Source organism: Nostoc sp. DedSLP04, assembly GCF_034530775.1.
Classification (GTDB): Bacteria; Cyanobacteriota; Cyanobacteriia; order Cyanobacteriales; family Nostocaceae; genus Nostoc.
The window spans coordinates 70,297-84,211 of sequence record NZ_JAVRCL010000038.1 but is presented as its reverse complement, the minus strand read 5'-3'; the positions used below and the strand labels follow the sequence as shown (position 1 = coordinate 84,211).

General features: G+C 43.7%; 17 protein-coding genes and 1 pseudogene. 6 read left to right on the top strand and 12 right to left on the bottom strand.

Going from position 1 to position 13,915, the window contains the following annotated elements; all coding sequences use genetic code 11:
• Positions 1–146: 146 nt before the first annotated feature.
• The 6 genes and pseudogenes from chrA to RMX89_RS21510 form a co-directional block, all read right to left on the bottom strand.
• Positions 147–1,367, bottom strand: coding sequence for a chromate efflux transporter (chrA, locus tag RMX89_RS21535; RefSeq protein WP_322690371.1), 1,221 nt, complete (start codon positions 1,365–1,367; stop codon positions 147–149).
• Positions 1,364–1,804: a beta-lactamase hydrolase domain-containing protein gene (locus tag RMX89_RS21530; protein WP_322674473.1), complete on the bottom strand. Its 441-nt coding sequence runs from the start codon at positions 1,802–1,804 to the stop codon at positions 1,364–1,366. Before RMX89_RS21530 ends, chrA begins: the two co-directional genes overlap by 4 nt.
• A 50-nt stretch (positions 1,805–1,854) precedes the next feature.
• Entirely contained in the window at positions 1,855–2,004 is a 150-nt protein-coding gene (locus RMX89_RS21525; protein ID WP_322690370.1) for a hypothetical protein, read from the bottom strand.
• A 511-nt stretch (positions 2,005–2,515) separates the two neighbouring features.
• The gene (locus RMX89_RS21520; RefSeq protein WP_322690369.1) at positions 2,516–3,289 is read right to left on the bottom strand and encodes a calcium-binding protein; all 774 of its coding nucleotides are present in this window, start codon (positions 3,287–3,289) and stop codon (positions 2,516–2,518) included.
• Between the two features lie 270 nt (positions 3,290–3,559).
• Positions 3,560–4,357 (bottom strand): RNA polymerase sigma factor, encoded by a 798-nt coding sequence (locus tag RMX89_RS21515; protein WP_322690373.1) that lies wholly within the window; start codon positions 4,355–4,357, stop codon positions 3,560–3,562.
• 3 nt (positions 4,358–4,360) lie between these two features.
• Positions 4,361–4,813, bottom strand: a pseudogene (locus RMX89_RS21510) (sigma factor); the annotation flags it as partial.
• A 315-nt stretch (positions 4,814–5,128) separates the two neighbouring features.
• Between RMX89_RS21510 and RMX89_RS21505 the strand changes: the two are divergent.
• The 4 genes from RMX89_RS21505 to RMX89_RS21490 all read left to right on the top strand — a co-directional run bounded on the left by RMX89_RS21505 (position 5,129) and on the right by RMX89_RS21490 (position 6,903).
• A complete protein-coding gene (locus RMX89_RS21505; protein WP_322690368.1) occupies positions 5,129–5,488 on the top strand; it encodes a YciI family protein in 360 nt (119 codons plus the stop codon).
• Positions 5,489–5,523: 35 nt separating this feature from the next.
• On the top strand, positions 5,524–5,967 hold the full coding sequence (locus tag RMX89_RS21500) for a YybH family protein (RefSeq protein ID WP_322690367.1): 444 nt from the start codon (positions 5,524–5,526) through the stop codon (positions 5,965–5,967).
• A 43-nt stretch (positions 5,968–6,010) separates the two neighbouring features.
• Positions 6,011–6,400, top strand: a complete 390-nt coding sequence (locus tag RMX89_RS21495) for a VOC family protein (RefSeq protein WP_322690366.1) — start codon at positions 6,011–6,013, stop codon at positions 6,398–6,400.
• 95 nt (positions 6,401–6,495) lie between these two features.
• Positions 6,496–6,903 (top strand): VOC family protein, encoded by a 408-nt coding sequence (locus RMX89_RS21490; RefSeq protein ID WP_322690365.1) that lies wholly within the window; start codon positions 6,496–6,498, stop codon positions 6,901–6,903.
• Positions 6,904–7,069: 166 nt separating this feature from the next.
• Here the strand turns inward: RMX89_RS21490 and RMX89_RS21485 are convergent, their stop codons facing one another.
• From RMX89_RS21485 to RMX89_RS21465, 5 genes are all read right to left on the bottom strand, one after another.
• A complete protein-coding gene (locus RMX89_RS21485; RefSeq protein WP_322690364.1) occupies positions 7,070–7,510 on the bottom strand; it encodes a hypothetical protein in 441 nt (146 codons plus the stop codon).
• Between the two features lie 83 nt (positions 7,511–7,593).
• Positions 7,594–8,448, bottom strand: a complete 855-nt coding sequence (locus RMX89_RS21480; RefSeq protein ID WP_322690363.1) for a DUF72 domain-containing protein — start codon at positions 8,446–8,448, stop codon at positions 7,594–7,596.
• Positions 8,449–8,542: 94 nt separating this feature from the next.
• Positions 8,543–8,833: a hypothetical protein gene (locus tag RMX89_RS21475; protein ID WP_322690362.1), complete on the bottom strand. Its 291-nt coding sequence runs from the start codon at positions 8,831–8,833 to the stop codon at positions 8,543–8,545.
• 174 nt (positions 8,834–9,007) lie between these two features.
• Positions 9,008–9,679 carry a pentapeptide repeat-containing protein gene (locus RMX89_RS21470; protein WP_322674464.1) on the bottom strand — a complete coding sequence of 224 codons (672 nt, stop codon included), beginning with the start codon at positions 9,677–9,679 and terminating at the stop codon, positions 9,008–9,010.
• A 173-nt stretch (positions 9,680–9,852) separates the two neighbouring features.
• Positions 9,853–10,347 (bottom strand): hypothetical protein, encoded by a 495-nt coding sequence (locus RMX89_RS21465; protein WP_322674463.1) that lies wholly within the window; start codon positions 10,345–10,347, stop codon positions 9,853–9,855.
• A gap of 1,047 nt (positions 10,348–11,394) precedes the next feature.
• On the opposite strand from RMX89_RS21465, the gene aroF reads away from it, so the two are divergent.
• Entirely contained in the window at positions 11,395–12,264 is an 870-nt protein-coding gene (gene aroF / locus RMX89_RS21460; protein ID WP_322690361.1) for a 3-deoxy-7-phosphoheptulonate synthase, read from the top strand.
• A 347-nt stretch (positions 12,265–12,611) separates the two neighbouring features.
• The gene (locus RMX89_RS21455) at positions 12,612–12,968 is read left to right on the top strand and encodes a hypothetical protein (protein WP_322690360.1); all 357 of its coding nucleotides are present in this window, start codon (positions 12,612–12,614) and stop codon (positions 12,966–12,968) included.
• Between the two features lie 98 nt (positions 12,969–13,066).
• On the opposite strand, the gene RMX89_RS21450 is transcribed toward RMX89_RS21455, so the two are convergent.
• A complete protein-coding gene (locus tag RMX89_RS21450) occupies positions 13,067–13,825 on the bottom strand; it encodes a sterol desaturase family protein (RefSeq protein WP_322690359.1) in 759 nt (252 codons plus the stop codon).
• Positions 13,826–13,915 lie beyond the last annotated feature (90 nt).

Below are 13,915 nucleotides of genomic sequence, written 5' to 3'. Positions count from 1 at the left end.
TCAGTTATTTACTACTTGCTTATGTCGGAAAGTGACAGAAGAGGGATATAGCAACAGTCAAGGTGGTTAGGACATCAACAGACGATAAAACTTAGACACAAAAAGGCTTTTCACCCAGTCCCCAGTCCCTTGCTATACTTGCAATTTCATCGAGTGTAGCCCAAGAGTGAAGCACCCCATCCAATGAAGGCGCTACCAAAGACTAACCATGCAGCATTGATGCGAAAGTGAATGGCTAAAATGGCACAGACGATCGCGATCGCCAAACCGAGAAAATCTACAAATGGGGCTTGTGGTAATGTTAAAGTTGCTGTCCCCAGTTGTAGAGTAGTCACAACCATTAAGGCTACAGCACTAACATTCACAGCATCCAAAAATGCTCTAGTCCAAGAAGAAGCTCGTAAGCGTGGAATTAGAGGATTCAGGGCAGCAACAAAAACAAAAGAAGGTAGAAAAATTCCGATTGTGGCAACAATTGCGCCAGGTATGCCAGCAATCACATAACCGATAAAGGTAGCAGTGGAAAGTACTGGCCCAGGGGTAAATTGACCAATTGCGATCGCATCTAATAACTGCTGTTGTGTCAGCCAGCCGTATTCTTGAACTAATCCCCCTTGCAGAAAAGCCACCAAAAGGTAGCCACCACCAAACAAGACACTACCGACTTTAAGAAAAAACCAACCCAATTGCCATAAAGAAACATTGGCTACAGTAGATGCAGCCGCTACCGATGTAGCAAGTACAGCCGATGCTTTCAAAGTTACACCTGTACTGAGACTAGCAATCAGAAAGTTGGCTTTATCTCCTGGTTTATCGTTTTTTTCGCCAGAATGTAACCAAACCATACCCAGCAATCCCCCAATTAATAGGGCTATTACTTCATTTAATTTGAATAACAATGTTAGCAATGCCACAGCGAAAGCGATTACTAGTAATTGGCGAGTTTTCACAGCCTTTTTGGCCAAGCCCCACAGGGCATTGATGATGATTGCTAAAACGGCCGGTTTAATCCCATAAAGCAAAGGAGTAATTTGGGGTAGAGTACCGTAGGCAACATAAACCCAAGCAAACCCACCAGTAATTAGAACCGCAGGCAAGACAAAACAAACGCCTGACACAATCAGCCCCAGCCATCCTGCATAGATGTATCCTATGTGGATAGCCATTTCTGTGGAATTTGGCCCAGGAATTAGGTTAGTTGCACCCAACAAATCTAGAAAATGCTCCCTTGTCAACCATTGACGCCGCTTAACTACTTCATCTTCAATCATGGCAATATGGGCAACCGGGCCCCCAAAGCCGATAACGCCCAATTTAAAAAACAGGTTGGCGAGTTCACCCAAACGACTTGGTGCTGAGTTAGTCATTTTTGCTTGGCAATATACTTTTCAAGTAGGAATTGCTTGAGGTGGGGTTGTTCTAAATTTAAACCAAGCTCAAGAGCTTTCTGACTAATTTCCTCATAAGTCAGACCTTCACTAATCGCATTGGCAATCAAGGCGATACCACCAGCCCTTGCTCCAGCAGCACAGTGAATTAAAATTGGTTTGGGTAAGTTCTCAATTTCCTGAATTGCTAACTCTGTTTGCTCTTGATTTGCTTCTGAAGGCTTTAATGGCACATTAGCATATTGCAGTCCAGCCGCTTCAGCTTGCTGCTGTTCGTCGCTGAGAAAACCTGCTTCATCGGGAGAACGCAGGTTTAGCACTGACTTAAATCCCTCTTGGGCTGCCTGTTTTAACTCCTCAGAATTTAGTTGGGGAGCAGCGCTCAAGTCGTCACTAACTTTTTTAGTGTTGCTCATAATCTTTAAAAGCACTATTCCGATAGCTTTATCGTAGTTTATTATGTAGATTATTTATAGAGCAATTTTTGTAGAGTGGTTGAGGCTAAAATGCAAATGCCTTGACCAAGGAAAGAATACTCACGCAAAGCAGCTTCTATTTTTTGAATGACATGAAAATCACGGTTTTCCCGCAGCATCAATTTCCCCAGTCTAGCCATCAGTCGTTTTAGTACTAGCACTACTATATAAATAATCGATCGCTTCCACGAAATAATCAGATTTAAAAGGCTGCGATCGCTCTGCTTAGATTTAAAAAGCCCTGATAAAAGTTCAGGGCTTTGCTTTATATACGGTTTATTAAATGCCAGCCTAAAATTTTTGCTGGCGCTTTTCTATAGAAATAATTATCCCTGAATCGCTTGCTTAAAGATAGCGGAGAACTACCCATTTTTTACCTGGGTAGCTATTTAATAAAGTCTTTAGATTTGTATCAGGACTTACGCAAGAACTCTCTGAAACCTTCTTGACTTCGTGTCCTTTGTGTCCTTTGCGGTTCGTTTTTTCATAATTTTGCGTAAGTCCTATGTATAAGTAAGTCGGTGCAATAAAACTAGGACTTACGCACTGTACTAACGAATCATTCTGTGCATGAACGAAAATACCTCGTTTCAGGTTCTGAACAATCATCCTTGGATAAATAGCGATCGCCTATGGATTAATCTTTGCTCGCTAAATAAGACCTGGGGTACTCCCGAATATGTATTTGTCTCCTTCAAGCGCGTTGAAGTCTGGATAGGAGTCGAGGAGATCATAAAGGAAAATGTCAGCACCCGCTCCACCTCTTAGAACGTCGCTGCCTATCCCACCGTACAGCGTATCGCTGCCAACACCACCGTACAGCGTATCGTTGCCAGCACTACCGTACAGCCTGTCGTTGTCCTCACCACCATCTAGCAGGTCGTTGTCCTCACCACCATCTAGCAGGTCGTTGCCATACCTGCCAGAGAGGGTATCGTTGCCATACCTGCCAGAGAGAGTATCGTTGCCATACTCACCGTACAGCCGATCGTTGCCATCCTCACCATACAGCTTATCGTTTCCAATATTGCCCAAGATAACGTCATTACCTGCCGCACCTAATAGAATGTCGCTGCCAGCACCACCGTATAGCGTGTCGTTGCCAGCACCACCGTACACCCTATCGTTGCCAACACCACCATACAGCGTATCGCTGCCAACACCACCGTATAGCGTGTCGTTGTCCTCACCACCATCTAGCAGGTCGTTGTCCTCACCACCATCTAGCAGGTCGTTGCCATACCTGCCAGAGAGGGTATCGTTGCCATACCTGCCAGAGAGAGTATCGTTGCCATACTCACCGTACAGCCGATCGTTGCCAGACAAGCCGTACAGCTTATCGTCTCCACTATTGCCAAAGATAACGTCATTACCTGCCCCACCTGATAGAGTGTTGTTATAGATAGTACCGTTGATAGTAGCCATTCTGATTGCTCCTTACAGTAATGTTAGAGTCTAGTATTTGAACCTGAACGAAGAACCAGGTTAAAACGCATAAATATATAATAAATATAGGAATTCTAAGTAAGTCGGTGCAATAAAACCAAACTGTGTAAAGAAAAGTAAATAAGACTCAAACTCATTCTCCCCCTGCCCCCTGCCCCCTGCCCCCTGCTTTAGCCCAACAATAATTATTTACGCCAACCTACCTATATCTCTACTCTGCGATCGCTTCTTGGTAAAATTCCCTTATCTTTAAGGCTGAACTTCGCGCAGCCGACGTTCCAGAAAGCGACGTTCGCTGTCATTAGTAACCAGCATGAGCGCGATCGCGTAGCTCTCTGCGGCTGATGCTGAGGCTCCGATGCGGCGCAGCATCTCGGCACGGGTGGCGTGAAATAGATGATAGTCATTAAGTTGAGGGGCAAGCCCATCAATCAGTCCGAGAGCCGTCTGAGGACTTTCTATCATTGAGATCGCCACCGCCCGATTCAGCGAAACAATCGGTGAGGGCTGCAAGCGTTCGAGTAAATCGTAGAGGCGAACAATTTGTAACCAGTCCGTTTCTTTTGCTTGTGCTGCCTGACAATGTAGTGCTGCGATCGCTGCTTGCACTGCAAACGAACCAATTTCGCCCCGCAATGCCTCTTCAACGAGCGGTAGCGCCTCAGCAATCTGCTGTTGATTCCAGCGACTACGATCCTGATCTTCGAGCAACACCAGATCGCCTGCCTCATCCAAACGGGCATCGCGTCGGGAGTCGTGCAGCAACATCAGCGCCAAAAGTGCAGTCACTTCTGAGGGCGGTTGGGGTGCCATCAACGTCCTCAGGAGACGACCCAGCCGAATCGCTTCTGTGCAGAGGTCAGCCCTCATCATCGTCTCGCCCCTAGTCGTCGCGTAGCCCTCATTGAAAATCAAATAGATCGCCGTCAGCACTGCGTCTACTCGCACAGACAGATCGGTTGTGTCCGGCACTTTATAGGGAATACCTGCATCCCGAATCTTGCGTTTGGCGCGTACCAGTCGTTGCGCCATCGTTGCCGTGGGCACGAGAAACGCCCGCGCAATTTCATCTGTTTCAAGTCCGCCCAGCAACCGCAGCGTCAAAGCAACCTGTGCCTCGATCGCCAGTGCTGGGTGGCAGCAAGTAAAGATCAGCCGCAGTCGATCGTCTGGAATTTCGTCTGTATCGTAAGTTGGCTCCTCGCGGGTTGGGATTAACCCGGAGGCGGCGTACCATTCCAATTTTTCCGTCAGCCGTGTCCGCCGTCGGAGGCGATCGATGGCTTTGTATCGGGCTGTTTTGACGATCCACGCACGGGGGAGATCGGGCACGCCGCTAGACTGCCATTGATTCACGGCAGCGATAAAGGCTTCCTGTGCTGCTTCTTCAGCCACATCGAAATCTCCCACCAAGCGGATGAGGATGGCGACGATCCGCCCCCATTCAGCCTGATAAAGGGAGGCGATCGCTTGGTTTACGTCTGTTTTTGCGTTTGGGATCATACCTGAATTGAAGGAGGCAGGGGGTAGGAGGCAGGGGGCAGGAGGCAGGGGGCAGGAGGCAGGGGGTAGGAGGCAGGGGGCAGGAGGCAAGAGGCAGGGGGCAGGGGGCAGTTTTTCTCTTTTCTTCGATAAAAATTTTTGGCGAGGTGTCGATTTGAGATAGCACCGTTCGACTGTACTAACAAAGGGAAACAAGGGAGGTATACCCAGATCGTACTAAACGATAAAAATTTTTGGTGGAGTGTCGATTTGAGTCAGCACCGTTCGACTTACTAACAAAGGGAAGTAACAACGGGAAATAAAGGAGGCAACCTGATGAAATATTTGCTGCTGATTTACCTGGAGGAAAATGCCCTGAGCCAAACTGAACGGGAACATTGTTATGTAGAATCCGCGCAACTGGCACAACAACTCAACTCGAAGGGGCAGTATCTCGCAACCGCCCCACTCCACCCTGTGGCAACTGCAACCAGCGTTCGGGTGCGCGAGGGCAAACCATTAATAACTGACGGGCCGTTTGCAGAAACTCGCGAACAATTAGGCGGTTTTTTTCTGATTAATGCTCAGGATCTCGACGAAGCGATCGCGATCGCCGCGCGGATTCCAGGCGCGCACGTCGGCACTGTTGAAATTCGACCTGTGATTGAAGTTGCAGGTTTGCCAGAGAATTCGTAACTGCACTCAACCTCAACCCAAAAGGAGAGATGACGATGACAACCAAAAACGCGATCGCCACTAATGAAGTTCAGATTCGCCAACTAATTGCCGAGCAACAACGCGCTATCTGCGCCAAGGATGTTGAGCAAATCATGTCCCACTATGCCAACGAGATTATCGTCTTCGATGTTAAACCTCCTTTCCAAACCCAAGGAAAAGATGCTTGGCGTCAAGTGTGGAAAGAATGTTTGCCTTACTTCCCCGACACCTTTGAGATTGAAACACGAGACCTCAAAATTACCGTCAGCGAAGACTTAGCGGTTGCACACTGGCTATTTCGCTTCACAGGAAGCCAAGACCATCCAGCAATGCAGACCTGGATGCGCGTCACCGCTGTCTGCCAGAAAAATCAAGGCGAATGGCAGATATTACACGAACATCTCTCGGTTCCATTCGATCCAGAGACTTCTCAAGCTGTATTCACGCTCAACCCATAGGCTAATCTACTGAGTCAACGCCATGAAACCCAATCCTTATCTTATGTTCAACGGTAACTGTGAAGCCGCGTTCAAGTTCTACGAACACTGTCTTGGTGGCAAAATTGTCATGATGATGACCCACGGGGATGCACCCTCAGCCGAGCATATACCTGCCGAATGGCATGACAAAATCATGCACGTCTGCCTCGATCTGGGCGATCGCCTCTTGATGGGGTCTGATAGTCCGCCTGGGTATTTTGAAACACCCCAAGGCTTTTCCGTGCAAATCAGCGTTGACGAGCCAGCGGAGGCAGAACGCATCTTTCATACCTTAGCAGAAAACGGAAAAGTGAAAATGCCGATCGATCAAACCTTTTGGTCTGTCCGCTTTGGTATGTTGGTCGATCGATTCGGCATTCCCTGGATGGTCAACTGCCAGAAAACTCCTTGACTTGTGGGGAGGCACTTATAGGCGTCTTCCCTAGAGTAAAACCTCAGCGCTTTTTCGCCGATCCTTTACTGTGAAATAATTCCAAAGAAGAACTCATGAGTACTCAAATTTTTGTTAATCTGCCAGTTCAAAACCTCAATCAATCGATCGAGTTCTTTACTCAACTCGGCTTTGAGTTTAATTCTCAATTCACTGACGAAACTACCACCTGTATGATTGTGTCCGAAAACATTTTCGTCATGCTCTTGAACCATGAAAAGTTTAAGACCTTTACTCCCAAAGAAATTTGTGATGCCACAAAAAGCACAGAAGTGCTTGTGTGTTTATCTTCTGATAGCCGAGAACAAGTTGATGAAATGATTCGCAAGGCTGTCGCTGCTGGTGGAACAACCTACAATGAACCGCAAGATCACGGTTTTATGTATGGACATGGATTTGCTGACTTAGATGGCCACATTTGGGAAATTATCTACATGGAGCCAAGCGCAATAAATCAAGGTTGATTGCAGACATTTAAATAATACTGCAAGGCAAAATTACAAATTACAGCTATTTTCAAGTAAATAGACCACACTTGTGTAGGGGTGCAAGGCCTTGCGCCCCTACACAAGTGTGGTTCAAATACATGAAAACTGCTGTAATACACAAATGCAAATACTCCTACCTTCTTCAAATAGCTCTTTGCCATAGATGTCGCCCATCAAACCCTTGCTTAATCCAATTCAGACATTCATATTCAGATTTGAATAACTTTGGAGCTGCAATATTATTTAATAACTCTGGTGGATAATGGTCATAAAAATATTTGTCTCCTTCTTGGAAGATGATAATCAAATTGTTCCGATAAATGTAGCGAGACTTAAAACTATCTCCCCGATGAACAAACTCGGAATTTTGATCGATATGCTCTTTAGCAATATCAATAATGTTACTAACGCCACTTCCATAGATTCCTGCTGGATTTTCTGCTTTATGAAATTGGCTTTTGTGTCCAATTTCAGATAACAATTTATACGAATAAATCTCGTAATTATCCGCTTTGCCAAAAACAAATGGAATTATGAGATATCCTTTATATGAAACTGAATTTTCATAAAGAAGACGACTCATCTCAACCTCCTTTGGTAGAACTGCTCTGAAAGTTTTTTCTTTAACAGAAAAGTATTACAACCCCAATTATCTACTAAATAGGATTACCATAAACTGAGTTGATTGGGGGGATGCTCAAGATTATTCCAAGGTAGGGGTGGAACTGGTGTGCCATTCTGTTCCAATAGCTGTTGGAAGTGACGGGCTGTATTGGGCGATCGCGCTTCTATTGGACAATGGACAAAGAAATAAATTTGCACTCCCATCTGTAACCATTGCTGAATCTGCCTCACCCACTCTTCCATAAATGGCTGATTCACTGATAAATTCGGATGAGAAATAAACCGAATCAGAGTAAAAGGTGCTGTCACACTCAATTGCAACGGTAATTTCGGTTTGCGCCGTTCCGATTGCAATTGGGGGTCATCATCTCCAGTGTAAATGGGGCGCGAGTCTAACAGTACTCGTCCGACACCTAAATTTTCTAAAAGCGCCGTCAAATTACTAGCATGGGGTTCCTTGAACCAGTCGGGATGCCGAACTTCCACTGCTAGGGGTGCTTCTGTACGCGGCCAAGCTTTCAGAAAGTTGGACAAATCATCAAGTAATGCAGGTGCATAGCCAGGTGGTAACTGGGCAAACATTGGGCCAAGATGCTTACCTAAAGGGCGCATCGCCTCCAGAAATTTTAAAGCAGCTGGTATATAAGGTTTCAGCAATCCTTGATGGGTAATATCTCGCGGTAATTTTAGACAAAATTCAAAATCTGTTGGTGTTTCGGCAGCCCAACGAGTTACAGTCTCTTGGTTAGGCACGGCATAAAAGGTCGTGTTACCTTCTACAGTGGTGAAGCGACGACTATAGACATGGAGAAAATCAGCAGTGCGAGTACCTTGGGGATAGAGTTCGCCTACCCAACCTTTATATGCCCAAACAGCACAACCGATAAAAAAGTTCACAATGCCTAAAAGCCTTGATGTATCATATTCAATTTTACACGCAGGTTGTAGGGATTAATAAAGCTAAGTCAAATTACCGACTTGTGAAAAAAAATCATAGATTTTTTATCAAAATGCTTGATTGCTTTCTCATTTCGGTAAATTCAGCAAGCAAAAAGGCACATTGCTTTCTCAAAATGCTTGATTGCTTTCTCATTTCGGTAAATTCAGCAAGCAAAAAGACATATTGCTTTCTCAAAATGCTTGATTGCTTTCTCATTTCGGTAGATTCAGCAAGCAAAAAGGCATATTGCTTTCTCAAAATGCTTGATTGCTTTCTCATTTCGGTAGATTCAGCAAGCAAAAAGACATATTGCTTTCTCATTTGGGTAGATCGCGTACTCATTGTAGTGTTTTAGGCAAGCAAACAGGCATATAGCAGTTTTCAATTGCATTGCATAGGAGTCATTTATGCACCAATACGTTTCAGTTAAGGGTTATTAGTGTGGATAATTGGTTTTTTTAGACGCGATAAATCGCGTCTCTACATGAGGATTTTGGTGTTATGGCGCCACCTTAGTTATTGATAAATTGAACCATCAGGCATAATTGCCCCTGCTAAGTTAGTCCCAACTAATTTAACCAGAAGCCGCTCGCCAGAGCGAATCCGCGCTCCCGTCAAGTCGGCTCCTCGCAAGTCGGCTCCACTGAGATCCGCTCCAATCAAATTAGCGGCGCGTAAATTCGCTTCCCTGAGATCGGCTAAAAGTAGATTTGCCCGAAATAAATTTGCTTCAGATAAATTTGCACCTCTGAGGTTGACTTTGTGCATAAAAGTATCGCTGAGATTAGCACCGCTCAAATTGGCATAACTCAGATTTCTGCCAGATAAGTCTTTATTGCTCAAATTTGCCCGACTGTAGTCTTTGCCGCTTAAATCTGAGTTTTGTTTTGGTGGTTTCTGGGTTGGTTGAGATGGTTTTTCCTGTTGAGGTGACGGTGAGTAATGTGTGGTTTGATATGTAGTTTGATGTGTGGTTTGAGGTTTGGTTTTTAGAGAGCGCAACTTTTCACGAGCTTCATTTATAGCTTTCAGCTTGTCTTGTGCTTTCTGCTGTAAACGGAGATTGTCTTTGGGAATGCGATCGGGATGCCAAACAAAAACTAAATCTTTGTAAGCCTGGTTCACTTCTTCAAGTGTTGCTCCAGGCTCTAATTCCAAAACTCTATAGTACCGCTCCAGATCGCTCATACGATATTTTGGTGGACAATCAACTTAATTATGAGTGATGGAGTCATTTATACGCTGCATCATTTGTTATGGATTATGGGGCATGGGGCATGGGGCATTGGGCATGGGGCATTGGGCAGTGGGCAGGGGGCAGAAGTTTTTTAATTTTTAATTTTTAATTTTTAATTGATTTCTCATCTCCCCATCTCTCCATTTCTCCATCGAGCGATCGCTCGAAAATATGCTGCAATTGGAATCTGATAAACTTCAATATAAATCCAAACAATAATTGATAAATGTGATAAGAAAGTTAATATTGTCCAAATATATGGCATCCAGGTAATGGGTTCTTTCAGATTAGCAGGAAAATAGTAAGCTACTATGCCAATTAGAGTAGTGGGAAGAATTATAAAAACTGCTGCTGCTAATCCATAACCCCAACCTAATTCCATACCTTCCAACTGGCCTTCTGTCCAATTAAACCCATTCCAACGCCAAGTTAAAGGTGGTTGCCTAGAAGGCATCTTGATTTGCTGTTGCTCTAAGTTGACTGTAAAAATCTCTTGGCAAAAGTCACAAGCCATAGCTTCCATCAATGGCATGTGAGAAATCTTACCTATTCGACAGACTGGGCAGGGGTAAGCTCCATAATAGTCGAAAGATTGGGTTAAGATTTTGGAACTGGGCATAATGAGACAGATGATCCTAAAAAATTGATCTGGTCAATGAGAACTTGGGTAATAATGTATGGCGGTATGGCGGTTGTCAATTTCCTGCAATAAGCTTTCGTAAGATGAAGTCAGGAGAATTATATATTTTAACTTCTCAATCCTGAATTTTTCTTCTGAGGTTATATACAGCAGTTTTCTTTTGCATAAGGTATAAAGCCACTGGTTTTGAGGCAGAAGGCAGGAGGCAGAAGAATAATTTGATTTGTGAATCCTTGGTTATGTACCTTATTTAGTTGCAAACTGCTGTAACTATTGCGATCTTTAATGACAAGCCCTTCTCTACGAGAGGCTGCGCCAACGGGTTCGGAGGTTCGCAATCGACGGAACCGCCAAGACTGCGACCCCCTCACCGCTTTTTTCGTCTACGCAAATAAGCAACTAGTACAATCAGAACAGAGTGTGATTTTGAATTGTGCAAAGCGTTATAGTCTTAATCCCCAGAGTTGTACTGAGTCTATCGTTTTTTTATAGTTTGTGCAGGTCTTGACAAAGCCCACTCTTGCTGCTAAGTTTACATTAGATAGGTATATTTCTTAAGTTTTCTAGTAAAAAGCCCGCAAATGCTTAACACAAATTCCTATTTTTATTTTTGGTTTAGGGTGGTTCACCGGGGGTGAATTAAGTTTCCTAATGGAAACCGCCCGGTGAACCGCAGAGCAAACTCTGCGGTTTTTGTTTTTTTAAGGAGAATTTCATTGTCATGACTTATTTCATTAGTTGGTTTTATGGCTTTTACTTTTGGCCCAGAATAAATTCCGGGTAAATAGCGTCATGCCAATGAATCAGAACGCGCCCGGAACTTTTAAAGGTTTCGGGCTTTTTTATTATTTGGGAATGGGAATGGGGCATGGGGAATAGACGGACAACGGAGACAAGGGAGAGATGAGGGAATGAGGGAGAAGAATTAATAACCAATTCCCAATCCCCAATCCCCAATCCCCAATCCCCAATCCCCAATCCCCAATCCCCAATTCCCAATACTTAACTTTTCAGGAGAATGTAATCATGATTAATGCCAAACTTGCTGCACAAGCCCATCTCAACCACCAGACAATCGTTAAAATCTCGAAAGAAGTCGCTTTCGGCGGTAAAGAACTGGTAATTATCGGCGGGCCCTGCACTGTTGAAAGCTTAGAACAAATGGAGATAGTCGCTCAAAAGCTATCTAATGCATCAGTACAGGGGTTGCGTGGCGGTGTCTACAAACCTCGCACATCTCCCTACGCTTTCCAAGGTATGGGAGAGTCAGGATTAGAGATTTTAGCCAAGGTGCGATCGCATTACAATATGCCAGTTGTCACGGAGGTGATGTCAATTTCCCAAATTGAAGTAGTCGCCGCCCACGCTGATATGCTGCAAGTTGGTAGCCGCAATATGCAAAACTTTGATTTGCTCAAAGCTTTGGGACAAGCTGGTAAACCAATACTACTCAAACGTGGTTTAGCAGCGACTATTGAAGAATTCGTCATGGCTGCTGAATATATCCTTAGTCACGGGAATCCTGATGTGGTGTTGTGCGAAAGAGGTATCCGCAGTTTCGACGATTACACCCGTAACGTCCTAGATTTAGGAGCAGTGGCAGCACTCAAGCAAATAACTCACTTGCCTGTAATTGTAGATCCTTCCCATGCCGTCGGCAAACGGGAGTTGGTCGCACCTGTAGCTAGGGCTGCGATCGCTTGCGGTGCAGATGGATTAATTATTGAATGTCACCCAGAACCAGAAAAATCTGTTTCTGATGCCCGTCAAGCACTTTCTTTAGAAGATATGGTGCATTTAGTTAACAGTTTAAAGCCTGTAGCTACAGCCGTTGGACGGAGTATATCAGATGTTGGGGCGGGTTTGTCACCTACCCCGATTTTTTGGGCGGCTTAAATTTCAGCAAACGGCGATCGCTTCAATATCTCAGCCAAAAGATTTATTTTGGGTTGACGGCAAACAGCGATCGCTTTCGTAAAATAAACTTGTTACTCCAGCTATTCCATTTGTTCTCAAACGTATTTTTACAACACAATCTTCTATATATAACTCTTATAGGAATCAAACCGGATTCCTATATATAAATATAAGTTATCGTTTTAACAAATAAGACTATTTGATTTTATTCTCTAAGTCGTTTTATCCTGAAATCAGTAGATATTTTAACTTTTACTAAATTGCCCAAAGAAATTTTAGTATACCGATCTTTCAACTCTGAGAATCTAAACAAGGATAATAACTAAATGCTAGAGCAGCAGATTGATTGCCCCATCAAGCCTAAGACAAGTGCAATGATTATGAAGCTTTTTCAAATCACTTTAGTGGTCTTAGTACTTTTAATCAACTTAGTAATTGCTTTCCCATCTTGGGCAGACAGTACGCCTTCTTTCACTAATCATCTTAACAACTTTCAAGTTGGGCAAAAAGTCATTTGGCTTTACAAGCCCCGCACTGATTCTAGCGATGTCCAAAGAATTCCTGCCGAAATAGTCAAGTTAAGTTCCAAGCAAGTGCAAATCAAGGTGTACAAACCTAACAACGAATTTGTCAATCGTTGGGTGAATCCAAACAAGCTTGAGAATTCGACAAAAATTAAATAGTCAGTAGTCATTTGTCCTTTGTCCTTTGTCATTTGTGATTACAAAGGACAAATGACTAATAACAGCCAACAGAAAAAAATGATTTAGGACTGCTATAGTTAAAACTCTCTTATGTGGATTTCGTTTTCATAATTAGGATCTTCAGTACCAAGCAGTTTATCCCAAAACGTAAAATACAAACCGTAGTGTACTTTATACTTACGATGATGTATGGAATGATGCATAGAACCAATAAGCCACTTTCCAATCCAGTCACTTTTAGATGAGGAAGGAAATAGCTCAAATCCGAGATGAGTAAACACTGCCCATACTGTCATAGTTATAAGTGCGGCAACTAAAGTGACGAAATGCAGGGGAACTATGAAGCTTACACCTACAAAAAAAAGTGCTTGTACAATTGCTTCTGGTAAGTCGAAGGCAGAAGAACTCCAGGGTGTTGGCTCTCCTGAACGGTGGTGTCCAAAATGCATCCATCTAAAAATTCGAGGATGGTGAAACATCCGATGGATAAAATAAAAGTAGGTATCTTGAAGAATTAGTACTGCAATAAAGCTAACTATTAAATACCACAGTCCGTATTTCCAGATGTCAGCGTATAGCAGGGTTGCTCCCAAATTATACTCTGAGATCATAAATGCTCCAGAAATAGCAAAAACTACTGTGGAGATTACTGATAATTCAATATCCTTTTTAATGGCACAATTCATCAACGGTTTCAAACGCAAACTCTTGTTGGTAAGAGACGCTCCTAAAACTAAATAAAAGAGCAAGTATGCTCCGCCGGCAATCAGAAAGTATCGGGCAAGAGTGATGCCGAAGAAGAAAAAGCAATAATACCAAAATGAGTGGTTCGTCAATTAGACCCATCCGTAAGATTAATTTGGTGAAATGAAAATACTGATTATGTCTGATTTTTTTGGTCTTCATTACCAAAAATAACCAAATTA

Coding starts and splice junctions, on each gene's coding strand:
- RMX89_RS21500 (WP_322690367.1), top strand. CDS start 5,524: ATGACAACCAAAAACGCGATCGCCACTAATGAAGTTCAGATTCGCCAA.
- RMX89_RS21470 (WP_322674464.1), bottom strand. CDS start 9,679: ATGAGCGATCTGGAGCGGTACTATAGAGTTTTGGAATTAGAGCCTGGA.
- RMX89_RS21530 (WP_322674473.1), bottom strand. CDS start 1,804: ATGAGCAACACTAAAAAAGTTAGTGACGACTTGAGCGCTGCTCCCCAA.
- RMX89_RS21475 (WP_322690362.1), bottom strand. CDS start 8,833: ATGAGTACGCGATCTACCCAAATGAGAAAGCAATATGTCTTTTTGCTT.
- RMX89_RS21525 (WP_322690370.1), bottom strand. CDS start 2,004: ATGGCTAGACTGGGGAAATTGATGCTGCGGGAAAACCGTGATTTTCAT.
- RMX89_RS21485 (WP_322690364.1), bottom strand. CDS start 7,510: ATGAGTCGTCTTCTTTATGAAAATTCAGTTTCATATAAAGGATATCTC.
- RMX89_RS21465 (WP_322674463.1), bottom strand. CDS start 10,347: ATGCCCAGTTCCAAAATCTTAACCCAATCTTTCGACTATTATGGAGCT.
- RMX89_RS21505 (WP_322690368.1), top strand. CDS start 5,129: ATGAAATATTTGCTGCTGATTTACCTGGAGGAAAATGCCCTGAGCCAA.
- chrA (WP_322690371.1), bottom strand. CDS start 1,367: ATGACTAACTCAGCACCAAGTCGTTTGGGTGAACTCGCCAACCTGTTT.
- aroF (WP_322690361.1), top strand. CDS start 11,395: ATGATTAATGCCAAACTTGCTGCACAAGCCCATCTCAACCACCAGACA.
- RMX89_RS21455 (WP_322690360.1), top strand. CDS start 12,612: ATGCTAGAGCAGCAGATTGATTGCCCCATCAAGCCTAAGACAAGTGCA.
- RMX89_RS21520 (WP_322690369.1), bottom strand. CDS start 3,289: ATGGCTACTATCAACGGTACTATCTATAACAACACTCTATCAGGTGGG.
- RMX89_RS21495 (WP_322690366.1), top strand. CDS start 6,011: ATGTTCAACGGTAACTGTGAAGCCGCGTTCAAGTTCTACGAACACTGT.
- RMX89_RS21490 (WP_322690365.1), top strand. CDS start 6,496: ATGAGTACTCAAATTTTTGTTAATCTGCCAGTTCAAAACCTCAATCAA.